The organism is Yoonia sp., from assembly GCF_017854565.1.
Taxonomy (GTDB): domain Bacteria; phylum Pseudomonadota; class Alphaproteobacteria; order Rhodobacterales; family Rhodobacteraceae; genus Yoonia.
This window is the reverse complement of sequence record NZ_JAFMHJ010000007.1, coordinates 76,658-92,656: the sequence shown is the minus strand read 5'-3', so window position 1 is coordinate 92,656 and position 15,999 is coordinate 76,658. Positions and strand designations below refer to the sequence as shown.

At 58.8% G+C, this 15,999-nt stretch carries 17 protein-coding genes and 2 pseudogenes; 5 read left to right on the top strand and 14 right to left on the bottom strand.

Annotation, left to right across the window (positions count from 1 at the left end; all coding sequences use genetic code 11):
- The 3 genes from QZ196_RS05145 to QZ196_RS05135 form a co-directional block, all read left to right on the top strand.
- A partial coding sequence (locus QZ196_RS05145; RefSeq protein ID WP_296424580.1) for a M24 family metallopeptidase occupies positions 1 to 890 on the top strand: 890 nt, incomplete at its 5' end.
- A 3-nt stretch (positions 891 to 893) separates the two neighbouring features.
- A complete protein-coding gene (gene doeB, locus QZ196_RS05140; protein WP_296424578.1) occupies positions 894 to 1,889 on the top strand; it encodes a N(2)-acetyl-L-2,4-diaminobutanoate deacetylase DoeB in 996 nt (331 codons plus the stop codon).
- A gap of 24 nt (positions 1,890 to 1,913) precedes the next feature.
- Positions 1,914 to 3,287 carry an aspartate aminotransferase family protein gene (locus QZ196_RS05135; RefSeq protein WP_296424576.1) on the top strand — a complete coding sequence of 458 codons (1,374 nt, stop codon included), beginning with the start codon at positions 1,914 to 1,916 and terminating at the stop codon, positions 3,285 to 3,287.
- Positions 3,288 to 3,388: 101 nt separating this feature from the next.
- On the opposite strand, the pseudogene QZ196_RS05130 reads toward QZ196_RS05135, so the two are convergent.
- From QZ196_RS05130 to QZ196_RS05115, 4 genes and pseudogenes are all read right to left on the bottom strand, one after another.
- Positions 3,389 to 3,754, bottom strand: a pseudogene (locus QZ196_RS05130) (VIT1/CCC1 transporter family protein); the annotation flags it as partial.
- A 464-nt stretch (positions 3,755 to 4,218) separates the two neighbouring features.
- Complete coding sequence (locus tag QZ196_RS05125; RefSeq protein ID WP_296424574.1) at positions 4,219 to 4,353, bottom strand: hypothetical protein; 135 nt, start codon at positions 4,351 to 4,353, stop codon at positions 4,219 to 4,221.
- A 5-nt stretch (positions 4,354 to 4,358) separates the two neighbouring features.
- Positions 4,359 to 4,682, bottom strand: a complete 324-nt coding sequence (locus QZ196_RS05120; RefSeq protein WP_296424573.1) for a hypothetical protein — start codon at positions 4,680 to 4,682, stop codon at positions 4,359 to 4,361.
- A gap of 465 nt (positions 4,683 to 5,147) precedes the next feature.
- The gene (locus QZ196_RS05115) at positions 5,148 to 5,438 is read right to left on the bottom strand and encodes a PepSY domain-containing protein (protein ID WP_296424570.1); all 291 of its coding nucleotides are present in this window, start codon (positions 5,436 to 5,438) and stop codon (positions 5,148 to 5,150) included.
- Positions 5,439 to 5,583: 145 nt separating this feature from the next.
- On the opposite strand from QZ196_RS05115, the gene QZ196_RS05110 reads away from it, so the two are divergent.
- Together QZ196_RS05110 and QZ196_RS05105 are read left to right on the top strand one after the other, a co-directional pair.
- Positions 5,584 to 6,243 carry a response regulator transcription factor gene (locus tag QZ196_RS05110; RefSeq protein WP_296424568.1) on the top strand — a complete coding sequence of 220 codons (660 nt, stop codon included), beginning with the start codon at positions 5,584 to 5,586 and terminating at the stop codon, positions 6,241 to 6,243.
- Positions 6,240 to 7,415, top strand: a pseudogene (locus tag QZ196_RS05105) (ATP-binding protein). The gene QZ196_RS05110 and the pseudogene QZ196_RS05105 overlap by 4 nt, the downstream one beginning before the upstream one ends.
- Positions 7,416 to 7,421: 6 nt before the next feature.
- On the opposite strand, the gene QZ196_RS05100 reads toward QZ196_RS05105, so the two are convergent.
- The 10 genes from QZ196_RS05100 to QZ196_RS05055 form a co-directional block, all read right to left on the bottom strand.
- Entirely contained in the window at positions 7,422 to 8,687 is a 1,266-nt protein-coding gene (locus QZ196_RS05100; RefSeq protein WP_296424566.1) for a SulP family inorganic anion transporter, read from the bottom strand.
- Positions 8,688 to 8,976: 289 nt separating this feature from the next.
- The gene (locus QZ196_RS05095) at positions 8,977 to 9,606 is read right to left on the bottom strand and encodes a DUF6064 family protein (RefSeq protein ID WP_296424564.1); all 630 of its coding nucleotides are present in this window, start codon (positions 9,604 to 9,606) and stop codon (positions 8,977 to 8,979) included.
- 55 nt (positions 9,607 to 9,661) lie between these two features.
- Positions 9,662 to 10,084, bottom strand: a complete 423-nt coding sequence (locus QZ196_RS05090; RefSeq protein ID WP_296424562.1) for a DUF305 domain-containing protein — start codon at positions 10,082 to 10,084, stop codon at positions 9,662 to 9,664.
- A 12-nt stretch (positions 10,085 to 10,096) separates the two neighbouring features.
- Positions 10,097 to 10,312, bottom strand: coding sequence for a dodecin family protein (locus QZ196_RS05085; protein ID WP_296424561.1), 216 nt, complete (start codon positions 10,310 to 10,312; stop codon positions 10,097 to 10,099).
- Between the two features lie 190 nt (positions 10,313 to 10,502).
- On the bottom strand, positions 10,503 to 13,217 hold the full coding sequence (locus tag QZ196_RS05080) for a cation-transporting P-type ATPase (RefSeq protein ID WP_296424558.1): 2,715 nt from the start codon (positions 13,215 to 13,217) through the stop codon (positions 10,503 to 10,505).
- A gap of 185 nt (positions 13,218 to 13,402) precedes the next feature.
- Positions 13,403 to 14,032, bottom strand: coding sequence for a hypothetical protein (locus QZ196_RS05075; protein ID WP_296424557.1), 630 nt, complete (start codon positions 14,030 to 14,032; stop codon positions 13,403 to 13,405).
- Entirely contained in the window at positions 14,022 to 14,402 is a 381-nt protein-coding gene (locus QZ196_RS05070) for an STAS/SEC14 domain-containing protein (RefSeq protein WP_296424555.1), read from the bottom strand. Before QZ196_RS05070 ends, QZ196_RS05075 begins: the two co-directional genes overlap by 11 nt.
- A gap of 6 nt (positions 14,403 to 14,408) precedes the next feature.
- Entirely contained in the window at positions 14,409 to 14,993 is a 585-nt protein-coding gene (locus tag QZ196_RS05065) for a DUF308 domain-containing protein (RefSeq protein WP_296424552.1), read from the bottom strand.
- A gap of 64 nt (positions 14,994 to 15,057) precedes the next feature.
- Positions 15,058 to 15,543, bottom strand: coding sequence for a bacterioferritin (locus QZ196_RS05060; protein WP_296424551.1), 486 nt, complete (start codon positions 15,541 to 15,543; stop codon positions 15,058 to 15,060).
- Positions 15,544 to 15,730: 187 nt separating this feature from the next.
- A complete protein-coding gene (locus QZ196_RS05055) occupies positions 15,731 to 15,973 on the bottom strand; it encodes a hypothetical protein (RefSeq protein WP_296424550.1) in 243 nt (80 codons plus the stop codon).
- Positions 15,974 to 15,999: the final 26 nt, after the last annotated feature.

The following is a 15,999-nucleotide window of genomic DNA, read 5'->3' as shown; positions in this document are numbered from 1 at the left end:
CCTCGCAGCATCACATCACAGGGTGGCCGGATGCTCCGGAATCAGTGGCCGGATACTTTCGGAATCACTGGCCGGATCACCCCGGAATACGCAACTTCACGGCATCCGCGTTCCTATCGCTGCAGCAAGGCCTGAAGTCCGTTCGATTCAGTGACACGACGGGTCTTGTCAACTGGCAACGCGCGGTAAAGTCGCCGACCGAGATCGAGTATATGCGCCGCGCTGCACGTATCGTGGAGCGTATGCACGCGGTGATCCGCGACAAGGCCGAGATCGGCATGCGCAAGAATGAATTGATCGCCGACATCTTTCATGCCTCTGTTCTAGGCGCCGATGGCCACTGGGGCGACTACCCCGCGATTGTGCCGATGGCCCCCTCCGGCGTTGACGCCACCGCACCGCATTTAACGTGGAACGACGCCCCGTTAAAAGCTGGAGAAAGCACCTTTTTCGAGATCGCCGGGGCCTATCGTCGCTATCAATGCCCGCAGTCGCGCACGCTGTTTTTGGGCAAACCACCGCAGAAGTATCTGGATGCGGAAAAGGCGGTTCTGGAGGCGATTGAGGCAGGACTTGCGCAGGCGAAACCGGGTCATCTCTGCGAAGATATCGCAGCTGCGTTCAATCGTACGCTGAACAAGCTTGGCTTTGCGAAAGACAGCCGTTGCGGCTATGCGATTGGCCTGTCCTACCCACCCGATTGGGGAGAGCGCACCATGTCGTTCCGCGCGGGTGACAAGACAGTTCTTGAGGCTGGCATGACTTTTCACTTCATGCCCGCCCTTTGGCTGGATGACGGCGGCTTGGAAATCACCGAACCGATTGTCATTACCCAGACAGGCGCAGAGTGTCTTTGCTCCACGCCCAGAGCGCTTGTGGTCAAGGAGTAGTCGATGCGCGACAACCCAATTTCTCCGACAATTGATTTTGACGCCGATGGCGTGCAGCACGGCTATTTGCGCTTGCCCTACAGTCGCAACGACAGTGCGTGGGGGTCGATCCAGATCCCGATCACCCAAGTGAAAAACGGCAGCGGGCCTTGTGCCCTGTTGACAGGTGGAAACCACGGCGATGAATACGAAGGGCCGCTTGCCCTTGTCGAACTGGCAGCGGACCTGATTGCACAGGACGTCAGCGGCACGGTCATCATCATTCCCTTTATGAATCATCCTGCATTTATGGCAGGCACGCGTGTTTCGCCGATCGACGACCTGAACATGAACCGCACCTTTCCCGGTCGCCCGGATGGAACACCCACCCAGAAGATTGCGGATTACTTTCAACGCACCCTGCTGCCGATGGCCGATGTGGTGTTGGATTTTCACTCGGGCGGCAGGACGCTCGACTTCATTCCTTTCGCGGCGTGTCATGCCCTTGACGATCCTGAACAGCAACTCCGTTGCCGGGCCGCCCGCGATGCCTTCAACGCCCCGTTCAGCATTGAGATGCGCGAAATTGATGCCTTGGGCATGTACGACGACGCCGTCGAGATGCAGGGCAAAACCTTTGTGACGACCGAAATCGGCGGCGGTGGAACAGCCACACCTTACACCACCGATATCGCCCGCAAAGGGGTGCGTAATCTGCTCATCCATGCAGGTATTCTGCAAGGCGACCTTATTTTGGCGCCTTCGCGTATGCTGTCCCAAGATGACGATGGTTGCTTTCATTTCACAAACCACAACGGGCTTGTCGATTTTTCCGTCACCCTTGGGCAGACGGTCGCCAAAGGCGATCTGATCGCCCGCATCTGGAACCCCCATCACGTCGGGGTCCCTCCCCGAAGCTTTTACGCGCTGATGGACGGCGTCCTGACCGCACGCCATCACCCTGGATTGGTGCAGTCGGGTGATTGCATCGCCGTTCTTGCCACCGAGCTGACAACCTAACCTCCCAAACAGAAAGCCTGCCTTATGCTTCGCAATGATGACCAACTCGCCCAATGGGATCGGGAAAACTTCTTTCACTCGTCCACACACCTTGCGCAGCATGCCCGCGGAGAGACACCAACGCGGATCATTTCAACGGCATCCGGGGTCCATATTCAGGATCGGGACGGGACCAGATTTCTTGACGCATTTGCTGGGCTGTACTGCGTCAACGCGGGCTACGGACGCCACGAAATTGCTGATGCCATTTCCGAGCAAGCCCATGAACTCGCTTATTACCATTCGTATGTCGGGCACGGCACGGAGGCGTCGATCACGCTGGCGAAAATGATCATGGACCGCGCGCCGGGGCATATGTCCAAGGTTTATTTCGGCCTGACCGGGTCAGATGCAAACGAGACCAACATCAAATTGATCTGGTATTACAATAACATCCTTGGACGTCCTGAAAAGAAAAAGATCATCTCACGCTGGCGTGGATACCACGGGTCTGGCCTGATGACGGGATCGCTCACGGGGCTTTCGTTTTTCCACAACAAGTTTGATTTACCGCTGAACAATGTGATCCACACGGACGCCCCCTACTACTTCCGCCGCGACGACCGCAGCCTGACGGAGGCACAATTTTCAGCGCAATGTGCGGCAGAACTGGAATCGTTGATCGCAACCGAGGGTGCCGAAAACATCGCGGCATTTATCGGCGAGCCGGTGTTGGGCACAGGCGGCATTGTGCCACCTCCTGCGGGTTACTGGGCCGCAATCCAAGCCGTGTTGGATCGCCATGACATCTTACTGGTCGCCGATGAGGTAGTCACGGGGTTTGGCCGTCTGGGAACCATGTTCGGCTCTGAGCATTACGGGATGAAACCTGATTTCATTACCATCGCCAAGGGTTTGACGTCAGCCTATGCGCCGCTTTCCGGATCAATCATTTCGGATCGCGTTTGGAAAGTGCTGGAACAAGGCACGGATGAGAATGGCCCGATTGGGCATGGCTGGACCTATTCTGCCCATCCGATTTGTGCGGCAGCCGGGGTGGCCAACCTCAAGCTGATTGACGATCTGAACCTTATTGCGAATGCAAAGGAGGTCGGCGCCTATCTGAACGCGACCATGAAGGAGGCGATTGCTGATCACATCCACGTCGGTGACGTACGCGGTGAAGGACTGCTTTGCGCGGTTGAGCTCGTCGCGGAAAAGGCGAACACAACGCTCTTTGATCCAAGCCGCAAGATCGGGCCGAGCATCGTTGCTGCAATGCTGGAACGGGGTGTGATTGCGCGTGCCATGCCGCAGGGGGACATCATCGGATTTGCACCACCGTTCTGCATCACAAAGGCCGAAGTCGACACCGTAGTTGGCGTCACTGTCGATGCCGTCAAGTCCATCTTGGGTTAACGCGACCGCAAGCGTAGCAGCGACCGTGGGCGCTGCTGCACCACATTTGTGGGCTGGCAAAGCCGCGCTTCAACACCCTGTTGGTGCAGGGCCAAGACATGCGCATGGGCGCCAAGGGCATCTGTTTCAGTCAGTTGAACCGCAACCTGACGCGCAAGGTGTTGATCCAGCCCACGCCCAACATGGATCGCTGTCAATTCGTCCAGTTCCGCCTCGGGCATTTCACTTAACGCGCGGATTTCACGCGCAATATCAGCCTGCTCTGCGTCGGTCTGAGAACTGACAGAGACGTATTCGCCCGCCGCCATCGACATCGCCCCAGCGACAAGCCCGGCGAGACCCGCAATCAGTATCTCAGGACGCCCAGACCCCGCCGCCGCAACCCCGACGACCATGCTCGCGGTTGAAACGAGGCCATCGTTCGCCCCCAGCACGGCGGCACGCAGCCAACCAATCCGATGGAACATGTGGATGTCGGTGTGCAGCGTGAAAACATCCGTGGCATCCCCGGGCGAGGGAAAGCGCAGTTCGCGCAGTTCGGTGACCGGGGTTTGTGCCCGCAGTTCAATGCCAGCCGGGGCCACGCCAAATTCGCCACTGACTTGCGCCGGAAAGTCCGGTGTCACGCTTTCATCGGGCAGAAACCCAAAGGTCGACGCGGTCATCCAAAGAGCCGTGAGCGCGCAGAGCGTCAGACCCGGCACCACCCCCCGGGCAATCTCCACGTGCAGCCGCCCCAGCCGCCATGGCGATGCGGCCCGCGCCATCCAGAAACAGCGACCGGTGCAGGTTGGTCAGCCAGCGTCGTGTCTGATTGGGGGTCAGCAGAGGCGACCCCCTGCCCCGTCGCCGGATCAATAACCGCCGACCCCGGCGTGCCACCGTCGAACCAATAGGCGGTGATCTTTCCCGAAGGCGCGCGCTTGATCTGCTAAATCCCCTGATAGGCAGTTTCGACGCGTGCCGCGAGATCTGCAACGCTTAAGCCAGCGGCGGCCTGCGGCGCGGACATAGCAGGAATCGTCAGCGCGGTGGTCATCGCAAGCGCAGCGAGTACGGACTTCATTGGCATTACCTTTTGAGAAATTGCGTTGCGGCGGGCATCTGGGCTTGCGGCGCAGCGCCGTTGCCAAAAAGACCGATTTGCGGCGGGGCGACCGTCCCGACAGGGGCAGGATTGCGGGCGTTGCTGATACATGCATCGTCTTCATCATCGTCATCATCGTCATCACTGACGAGAATGAACGGCAGCGCATCCCGCATGTTGTCGACGACTGTCGCGAAAGACCCCGATGTCCCATCGTCTGGCGGCACGTCGATCACGCTCCAGACGGGTGCTCCGATGGCGGCGGTCAGTGCCGTGGCTGCAATCAGAAGGGTGAGTGTCGTTTTCATACCGGGTCGCCATTGCCGTGGTGGCCTCAATCGGGGCTTCAGACATGAGGTCTTCCTGACGCGCAGGCGATTCCTGCTTATGCCTGCCGTCAGAAACAAAAAAGCCCCGCCGGACAAGGCGGGGCCGATCAGGGCCAAAGGGACAATCGGCCTTACGTGTCAGATCATGCGATATCGCCCGGAGCTGGCACACGCTTGTCGCCGGTCACCATGGACCGCGCAAGGTTCTCGTGGTGGCCGACCGACGCCAGCACAATACCCGCAATATGCAACGCGAAAAGCGGGCGTATTTGGTGCCGACAAGCCCCCAGACCAACCGAAATGCGATCAGACCCGCCACGACGTAGCCAGCGATTTTGTGAACCCTGTCAAGCTCCCCGGCGCTCAGGTAGGCCTCAGTGAAAGATCCGTATCAGGGGGTCCCAGACGCGGATCTTTGGATCAGCGCCGGCGGGTGCGACGGCATTACGCATCGTCGTCATCCTCGGAGTCGTATTCGAATTCGATCACTTGCAGGGTCTGCAGATGAACGGTCACCTCGATTGCGCGTCCGGCGGCATCGCGGCCATTGATCTCGTAACAGCCATCATCAATCTTGATCCGACGCACGGACCAGCCGTTTCGCGCGGCAATTTCTGCCACCTTTTTGCGGGGCCGCCAGTCGGCCATGGGCACGAAGCAGTCTTCATCGTCGGCAAACGCGGCGTTAGCCGGAACTGCCCAGAGAAGGGCCAGCATTGTCAGTGTCTTGTTCATGGGGCAAACTCCGCTCTGCAGCTATAGGTTGCGCAGTTTGCCGATCTAACCTGACACGTTCCTGAAGCAGCAGAGTTGATTTGCGTCAGCTTCGCGTAAGGCTAAGTGGTAAAGGAGAGGCATCCATGAAAGGAACCGACCTGCCATGCGCATCTTGCTGATTGAGGACGACACCGTTCTGGGCGCGGCCGTACGGGACCAGATTGCCAGCGGCGGCCACTGCGTGAACTGGGTCACCCGGCTTGATGCGGCGGGCGATGCGATGGCCAGTGCGGCCTTTGACCTGCTCCTGCTTGACCTCATGCTGCCCGATGGCCGGGGCGTCCGTTTCCTCAAAGAGCTGCGCGCACGGGGCGACGTGACCCCGGTGGTCATCCTGACCGCGCTGGACCAGATTTCCGACCGGATCGAGGGGTTGAATGCGGGGGCCGACGACCATCTGGTCAAACCATTCGACCTTGCCGAACTGTCCGCGCGGATTGGGTCGGTCGCGCGCCGCTATTCGGGAAATCCAAACCCAATCATCAACCACGGCGCGCTGGACGTTGATCTTGCGTCCCGCAGCATTCACCGCCACGGGAAGCCGGTGCCATTGACAGCCCGCGAATGGGCGCTTCTGGAGGCTTTCCTGTCACGTCCCGGTCAGTTGCTTTCCAAGGCGCAGCTTGAAGAAAAACACTATGCGTTTTCGTCCGAAATCGAGAGCAATACAATCGAGGTGCATCTCAGCCGGTTGCGCAAGAAACTTGGTGCCACCGTGATCGAGACTGCGCGTAGCATGGGCTATAGATTGGGTGCCCCATGACGTTGCCGCGCAGCCTTCAGGTCCGGTTGGCTTTGCTTCTGGGCATTTTTCTGACGGTCCTTTGGGTTGCCACCGCGAACGTGACGGCCTTGATTTTGCGCCATGAAATGGACGAGGTGTTCGATTCCGCATTGCAGGAAACCGCGCAGCACCTTCTGCCGCTCGCGGTCCTCGATATCGTCGGGCGTGAGGATGACGGCGTCACACCACGCATCGGTGCGATCCGCGAACATGCCGAATTCTTCACTTATGTTGTCCGGGACATCCAAGGGCGGATCCTGCTGCAATCCCATTCGGCGGACCCGATTTTTTTTTCACCCGATGACGGGCCGGGTTTTCGGCAGACCGCGACCCACCAGCTTTACAACGACGACACATTGCAGGGCAGTATCACGATCACGGTGGCCGAGCCGCTGGACCACCGGGCGGCTGTCGCGCGTGAAATCCAGATTGGCCTTGGATTGCCCGTCTTGTTCCTCATCCCGGTGACACTGCTCGCGATCATTCTCGCTGTGCGCGCAAGCCTTGGACCTCTGCGCCACTTTCGCGAGCGGCTGGACGTCCGCGATGCGCGCGACCTGTCGCCCGTGCCCACCGTGGGCATCCCATCCGAGATCGCACCAATGGCTGCCACCCTGATGCCCTGCTCAAGCGCCTCAAAGGTGCCTTCGACGCAGAACGCAGCTTTGCCGCCAATGCTGCGCATGAGTTGCGGACGCCGCTCGCCGTAGCCATAGCGCAGGCACAGCGCCTGCAGTCCGAAACCAGCGACCCCGCCGGGCCGCATTGCCCTGAGCCTGCCAGACACGTCGGTCATGTCAGATATCGACCCCGACGCGTTTGGCATCCTGTGTCGAAACCTGATTGAAAATGCTTTGCGGCATGGCGCGGACACGGAACCTGTCGATGTCTGGCTGCCACAGGACGCAACATTGGGCGTGTCAAACGCCGGACCGATTGTGGCCGACTACAAATTGCCCGGTTTGGCTGCCCGGTTCGAACGTGCCCGAATAGATACCACCGGCAGCGGGCTGGGTCTGGCCATCGTCGCGGCGACTTCGGAACGCATCGGAAGTCCGTTGATCCTCAACTCTCCCCGCAAAGATTGGCAGGATGGTTTCGAAGCGCGTCATGCTTCCCGTCGCCATGTCGGATCATTGAATTGGCCATGATGGCACTCAGCGATCCGGCGGCGTCCAGTCGCTCTCGATCCGGGCGCTGTGTTTGCGTAATCGCAAGGCCAGACCGACGGACACGCCGATGCCGATGGCGATCGTCAGGTCAGCAAACACCGTCAAGACGAGCGTCAGAACCAGCAAAAACCGATCGGACGCACTTGTTTGCATATAGCCGCGCCACTTGTGCGGCTCGCTCATGTTCCAAGCCGTCAATATCAGCAACCCGGCAAGCGCGGGCATCGCCAGATAACCCGCCAGAGGCGCCACCAGCAGCATGACAAGCAGGATGGTCAAGGCATGAACGATTCCCGCAACGGGCGTCTTGCCCCCGGCGCGAACATTCGTCGCAGTGCGCGCAATGGCCCCTGTCGCAGGAAGACCCCCAAACAAAGCAGACCCGATATTGGCGAAGCCTTGCGCCATCACTTCTGCGTTCGACCTGTGATGGCCACCGATCATCTTGTCCGCAACCATCGCCGATAACAGCGATTCAATGCTCGCAAGGAATGCGATGACCACAGCCGAAGGCAGCAGTTCGATAATCCGGGCGACGCTGATGTCGGGAATTGCAGGCATGGGCAGCGTGCGCGGCAATGCGCCGAACCGCGAAAATATAGTATCCACCGGCAGCATCGCCACTGCAACAACAGCCGACGCCAGACCGACGGCGACGACCAGCCCCGGAAACCGCGGCGCGATGCGGCGCAGTCCTACGATCATGATCATCGCCGCAAGGCCGACCCCGAGCGCATGCGCATTGAGCGAATTGCGGGCCGCCCAAAGTGCCGCGACCTTTGCGATGAATTCTGCAGGAGGCTGCGCCATCGACAGGCCGAAAAAATCCTTGAGTTGGCTTGTCGCGATAATAATCCCAATCCCGATGGTGAATCCATTGATCACCGGTTCGGGAACATAGGCAACAAGGCTTCCGGCCCGCAGATAACCCGCGACCAACATAATGATACCCGCCATCAAGGTCGCAAGGACAAGCCCGTCGTAGCCGTGTTCGGTGATAACTCCGAAGACGACAACGATAAACGCGCCGGTTGGCCCACCGATCTGCACCCGGCTCCCCCCAAGCAGCGAGATCAGGAACCCGCCGACAATCGCGGTGACAAGTCCTTTTTCCGGACCGGCGCCAGATGCGATTGCAATGGCAAGGCTGAGAGGCAACGCCACCATTGCCACGGTCACGCCGGCGATCACGTCGCTGGTGAACTGCTGGCGATCATAGGTCGCCAGTGTTGTCAGGATTTTCGGTTTCATGAAATAAGATACCCACCTTGGCACAGGCCATTCAACTGGCCGTCGCTTACGTGCGGTCGGCCCTGAAAACAGCCCCCGATCCCCTATCCGGTTGATCCGTATCCGAGGCAGCCAGGCCACGCACCATAAAGGTCGTCTTCTACCTAAATCCACCAGATGTCGAGCTTTCTCGCAACGCGGCACAACAGGTTTGCCCCGCAGGCCGGACTTGGGTCAGGACGGATCCGTACTGCACGGTCGCATGGTCCAAAGGCATCGCAAGCCGGATCCGGGCGCGGGCCTTACCGGTTCAATGTCGCGCAAATGCGGCGTCCCGCAACCGCCCGATGGCGAAAACGACGATCATCGCAAGCGCAACCAACAGCCCCCAATCCTGTGGGACGCCCAGCAGGATCGCCGCCGACCCGCCGATCATCGCCCAAATGCCGGGGACAACCATCAGCCAACGCGCCGCCGTCCAATCGGCCAGCAACAAAATTCCGATCGTGAAAATCGTCGTCGGACAAGGCGCCGAACCAAAGACCGGAACCGCCGGGTAGAGGTGCCCCACCAACACCCCCCAAAGCGGATAGATCACCATCGCAAAGCCAACCAGCCCAAGTGCCACCACGGTGCGTGCATCCCGCCGCAACCTGAAATTCATATCCCCATAGACAAGCGGTGACACACCCAAGAACAGCGTGGCAAAGACCGGGCCCAACGGATTGATCTGCGCAAAATAAATCGCGTGATATCCAGCGCCATTGGCGATCCACAACGCGGCGAGCAAGGTTGGGATCATGATCGCCGATGCGCGGCTTTCCCAAAATAGCAACCCAACCGCAAGCAAGCCAATGACATAGCCGGCAATCGGCATCGGCCACATCTCCGCATTATACTGCGCGAAGACGGCAAAGAATTGGTCCCTGCTGAACGGCATTATTCATTTCCCTTTTGTCGCCGAAACGCGGTGATCGTCAGATGACCGGCCCATGTCAGGGCGATTGCAGATCTTCAATCAGACCCTTCATTTCAGCGATCTCGCGCCGTTGGGTTTCAATGATCTGATCGGCCGGCGCACGCACACGCGGATCATTGATGCGGGCGCGTGCGCTGGTGAGAATTGCGATGGAATGATGCGGGATCATTGCCTTCATCCAAGCAACGTCATCGACGGTTCGCTGACTTCGCAGCAAATACAACGAAGCGCCGAATACCACGATACTCAGCGCCAGAATGGTTATGTTTGCTGTACGGTTCCCGTACATACCGCGCATGTAGGCCAGCATGATCAGCGCCATGACAGCGCCCATATAAAGCGCCATCCAAGCCCGCGTCTGGCTCCAGTACACATGGTCGAGACTATAGGTGTTGAGATACATCAAAACGTACATTGCCACGACCGAAGTGGCGATCATGGCGCGCAGCGGTCAACCCACGGCTTGATCGTCGAGCAGAAAGCTGATCTTGACGTTCACCCGGTAATGCGTGATCTGCCCGCCATCCACCTGCGCGTTCATCTCCTTGATATAGACGGACTTGATATTGCGAACACTTTGCGCGGCCTGCATGACGGCGGTACGCACAGCAGCGTCGAACCCTTCCTCGGATTCCGCCAGCACTTCGATGACCTTGAGCATGGACATGGGGTGTCTCCTTTCACGATTGCATTGATGCCGTCTGTGGCATCTTCCTGAACCAAGGTTGCCTGATCATCGCGCCCGGTGCATTGACCGCGGTTAATCGACACTTTGGCAAAGCTGGTCGCCGATTGCGTTGCCAGACCGGACAACGGCGCACCACGAAAGACAGCAGGCATTCAGGGCCGCGGGACTATCAGCCTTTTGGGGCCGATGTCGCCGATCTGGCCACCTCTGGCCCGGCAAGCAGAATCCAAGCCTGACCGAACCCCAGCGGCGCGAGGCTTGCTAGCCCAGCAAGCGTCAAGCCACGCGGTCCGGGGTCCGGCAGGCCAAGAAGGCCCGCAAGAGGCGCAAACCAGATCGCAAGTCCGATCAAACCAAGGCAAAGACTGATCGCGCCCCAGACATACAAGTTCCGCGTGACCTCGTTGTCGAACAGCCCCGAAGCCCGGTCCCGGACGTTAAACACGTTCCAAAGCTGCGCGAGCGCCAGCGTCAGGAACGCCACCGTGATCGAAGGACCGGTTTCCAGTTCGAGACCATAAAGCGCGATGGCGAATGCGCCAAGCGTGGCAACCGTGATTGCCGCACCAAGAACACCGATCAGAACCCAGCGCGACCGATCGACGATGGGCACGTCAGGGTCGCGCGGCGGTTTGGTCATGACGTTTTCGTCACCCTGCCCCAGCCCCAGTGCAAAAGCGGGAAATACGTCCGTCACAAGATTTAGAAACAGGATCTGAAGCGGCAAAAGCGGCGTCGGTAGTCCGGCACCAACCGCAATCCCCACGACCAGCACCTCGCTGACATTGCACGACATAAGGTAAACGACGAATTTACGGATATTACCGAAAATTTCCCGGCCCTGCCGCATGGCGGCAATGATCGTTTCGAACCTGTCATCCTGAAGAACCATATCTGCAGCGTTCTGCGCGACCTGTGTGCCGCGCTGGCCCATGGCAATGCCAATATCGGCTTTTTTCAACGCAGGTGCGTCATTCACGCCGTCGCCCGTCATGGCAACCACATGCCCGGCCTGCTGAAAAAGCGTCACAAGCGTAAGTTTCGTGTCCGGCGCAACGCGGGCAAAGACATCCGCTGCCAGAACCCGCCTGCGCTCCTCCTCATTGGCCGTGTCAACATCAAGACCTGCGATCTCGCCGCTCTCGATCACGGTCATGTCGCCGTCACCAAGGCCGGCCTGGCGCGCGATGCTTTCGGCGGTATTGGCCTGATCGCCGGTCAGCATGACCACACGGACACCCGCAGCCCGGCACGCGGCAATCGCTTGCGGGACATCTTCGCGGACCGGATCGCGCAGACAGACAAGGCCAACCAAGGTCAGATCATCATATGGATCCGCATCCTTTGCCGCATCCTGCTTCATTGCCAGTGCCAAAAGACGCAGCCCGTCTTGTGCCGCTTGGGCATTGCGCCGTGTCCAGTCATGGCGCAGATTGTCGTCGATCTTTTGCACCCCGTCTGCGCCAATCACCTGTGTGCATGCGTCAATCACCGCCTCGGGGGCCCCCTTCACCGCGACCAGTAACTGATTGCCATTCTCATGCTCGGTGGCCATCATCTTGCGATCAGGATCGAACGCATGTTCGCGGATTTCCGGATAATCGCCAAGCAGCGCCTGACGTCCAATGCCCATTTCGTCGGCCACCGAAAGAAGAGCAATCTCCATAGGGTCCCCGGCGCCGCCGTCTTTCGACCCATCGCCCAACTCTGCATTGCTGCAAAGCGCCCCGATCCGAAGCGCCCAGCCAAGCGGAGTGTCAGACTGCGGATCAAATACCTTCTCGGAATCGCCACATCTGACCTTGCCACCTGCCCGGTTGATATCGACATCGCCGCTGGCCAGCAGATACCGCACCACTGTCATGCGGTTTTCAGTCAGTGTTCCAGTCTTGTCCGTCAGCACGACCGTCGTCGCACCCAGAGTTTCAACCGAAGAAAGGCGGGTAATCAATGCGTTACGCTTGCTCATGCGCCACATGCCACGCGCGAGGCTTAGCGTTGCGACGACCGGCAACCCTTCGGGTACGGCCGCAACGGCCAGTGCGACGCCCGTCTGCACCATGATCGCAACGTCATGCCCCCTTAGAATGCCGGCACCTATGGTCAGCACGGCAAGCGCGAGCGTCAGCCAAACAAGACGATGCCCCAGCTGGTCGAGACGCTTTTCAAGCGGGGCCGCCGCAGCTTTTGCACTGTGGGCAAGATCGCTGATCTGGCCCAGTTCGGTGTGCATCCCCGTCGCTGTGACGATGCCCGCGCCGGTGCCTTGGGTGATTGCGGTTCCTTTGAACGCCATGCTGAGGCGATCCCCCAAAGCGGCGTTCTGATCGGTGGCTTGGGTGGCTTTGAGCACAGGCACCGATTCACCTGTCAGGATGGATTCGTCAGCCTGCAAATTTGCCGCCTCGCTCAGCCGCAGATCCGCAGTCACCACATCGCCCGCCTCGAGGATCACAACGTCGCCCGGCACCAATGCGCGCGCGTCGATCATCCGTACGTCACCCGCCCGCAGCACGCGCGTCTGTACTTCGGCAATGCGCATCAACGCTTCCATTGATCGCGCGGCCTTGTATTCGGTAAAAAAGCCGATCGCGGAATTGAGCGCCAGCACAGCGCAAATCGCGACCCCTTCGGCGTAGTCTTCCAGAAAAAACGACATGACAGCGGCGGCCAACAGCAACCAGACAATGAGGCTCTTGAATTGGTGGATCAGAATTGAGAATGCGCTTTGCTTTTTCTGCCTGCGCAACCGGTTCGGCCCATAGGCGTCAATGCGTTTCTTGGCTTCTGCCTCATCCAGACCCGTTTCCAGATTTGCATTCAACTGCTGCACGACGTCCTGCAAGGCGGTGGAATAAGCAAACTCTGGCGTGTATTTGGCCACGGTGTCTCCTGGTCGCGGTTGGAACGGGTCAGCTTGGGCAAGCTGACCAATATTGGGCCACTGCCGACAGCCGGGCGTTGACAAAGATCAACCAATGCGGTGGATGCAGACAGGCGGCGGCATGCAGTTCAGATCGGCAGTTCCCACGCGCGGACAACTGCGCGCCCCCAATATCTGCCGCCGTATCAGCGTTGTGTTTTGGGTTGATTGGGCCGCTGGTCAATGTGTTTGGGGTCTTCATCAAGACGTTCTTCGGACTGGACACTCAGCCATTGGAAGACCCCCAGACCGATCACGATAATGACGGACACAGACAGCAGCCGGATCGGATAGAACAACAGATCGGGCCGCGATTTGCCAAGCTGAAAAACCAGTATGATACCTTCGATGGCCACGACCAACGCGATGATGACCATAAACTTCGTGACCGCCTGGCGCGCCTCGGATGGTTCGCGCAATTCGCGGCTGCGCAACACTTCGTCTTCCATCACGTATTTCGCCACGTCCAGGACCGCGACCGAGATCACCAACGAACTGACCGCCGACAGCAAGACATCCTCTGCGTCCTGATTCAAATGGAACACGCCGGATAGCCGCACGAAAGAGACGGTGACCAGCCCAATCGAAATCGTCGCCATCGCAAGCGCCGCCAAGGCATAGACCCCCGTAGCAATAAGCAGGAATATACCCGCCGCCGATGACTTGATTTTCCCTACACGGGACTGCGCTACTTTCTTTTTGACCGTCTCGGCCAATTGCGCATCTTTGGGCCCAATGGACACGGTGCAATCGTCAGACCCGGTGTCAGGTCGCATCGTCCTGCACCCCCACGTCAAGCCATTCGCGGGCCTCGAGCTCCTTGTCGGGCGTGAAAAACCGTACGTCGGCCTTGATGAACGGGGCAGCAAGCGTTGTTCCCCATTGTTCAAGCGCCGTATCTCCGATAATTGCGATCCGCCCGAAATCGCCCCGGTGTTTCAGGTCGAATTCAAGCTCGCTCCACAACGCGCCAATTTCCCATCCCTTAAAATCTTCGAGACGCATCAATATCCGCAACGGCCCCGTTGCACGCTCCATGAGGTGTTCCAGTCGGGGGACGGCGGTTTCATAGTCGGCAGTGGTCAGCGTTCCAGATGCGCGCACGACGATGACATCATCATGCCTGCGATGCTCAATTCTTATCACAGCGGATCACCTCGCATGGTTGACCCGCCGCGGCGCGATGGCAAACGCAATTTCGGCGCCAACCAAGAAAATCAGGTCGATTCCCATCAACAACCCAAGCGCCCAGACCGCCGTGATCGGCAAACCCCAAAACAAGGCCACGCCTAAAATGCCCGACAAAGCCAACCAGCCCCAACCGTTGACGACGGGCAGCCCCGTCGCCGAAAGGCTTGCAGGCCGCATGTACCATGCGGATATCATTTTCATGACTCCGCCAATCAGAAAAAAGCCTGCCAGAATGATGGTCAAAGTCAGGATACCTTGCGGCGGATAGAATAGCAGAAAACCACCGGCACCAAGCGCGACGACGCCGAACAGCAAAGTCCAAAGCGTGTTTACATCCCCTCGGGATGCAAGTGCGCGGACGATTTGAATGCCGCCCGAAACCGCCAGAATTGCGCCCAAAAACAGCTCTGCGGCCATTGTCGCAGCAAACGGGAACACGACGGCAGTGCCACCAAGAATGATGGCTGACAACCCAGATATCCAAAGCCGGACCTGCAGCCCGCGCAAGGCAGCTTCATGTGGTTCACGGATGTCATAGCTGGCCATTTCTTCTGTCTCCGATGGTCCGGTCCCATTTCATTTGCAGCACAAGGTGGGGCACCCGAACGCCCTATGTGCCAACCATTGCGTCGCTCATGTTTTGCGCCATGTAAGTTGGCTCACCCATCCGCGCCAACAGGCCAAGCTGCCGTTTAAGCCAGTCCATGTGACCTTCCTCATCCAGCGCGATGCCCTCGAACAGCATCCGTGTGCCGATGTCCCAATCATCATCCGCAGCCTTCGCCGACGACGTGTAAAAGTCGATTGCGCTCATTTCTTCGTCAAGATCCGCGCCGAACATCTCTTCAAGCGATTTGGACCGTTTGGGGTTTTTCGATGGTTGAACCACCGGGTCACCGCCCAAGAAAAGGATACGGTCGATAAAGCGACCGGCATGCCCGAGTTCCTCGGTCATCTCTTGCCGCATCTGGCTGGCCAAAACATCCAGCCCCCAGTCGTCAAGAACATGCGCATGCAGCAGGTATTGCTGGATCGCAGTCATTTCCATGCTCAGGGCTTTTTGCAGATTATCAATGCTTTGCTTGGTATTCTTCATCACATCCTCACGAGTCTCTGTTTGCGTTTTCGACTGCATCCGACCATACAGCGCTCAAATCGTCCCACGCGGTATCGGCACCGTGGCTTAGTGCGCCATACATTTCACCCAACTGATTGCGCCGGGCACGCAGGTCCCGCAGTACCGCAGTACCGCAGACGTTCGATCACGCGCAGCGCGGGACATGTCACGCCAGTGTTCGCGCCCGCAATTCGAGCCGTTCGATTTGCACATCAATTTGGTCAAGCGACGCACTGATTGCCGCCAACGCCTCGTCGCGTTCTTGCGGCGTATACTGTCCAGTTGCCTGATAGGCGTCGGCCAATTCACCCTGAACACGATCAATGGTGACAGGCTCGTCCGTTTGACCCCACGCCGATCCACCGACAACCAAGCCGATGCAAACGGCGGAAGCCGTTAACAAATTCATTCCAGAAGTCATGTCAAATGCTCTTC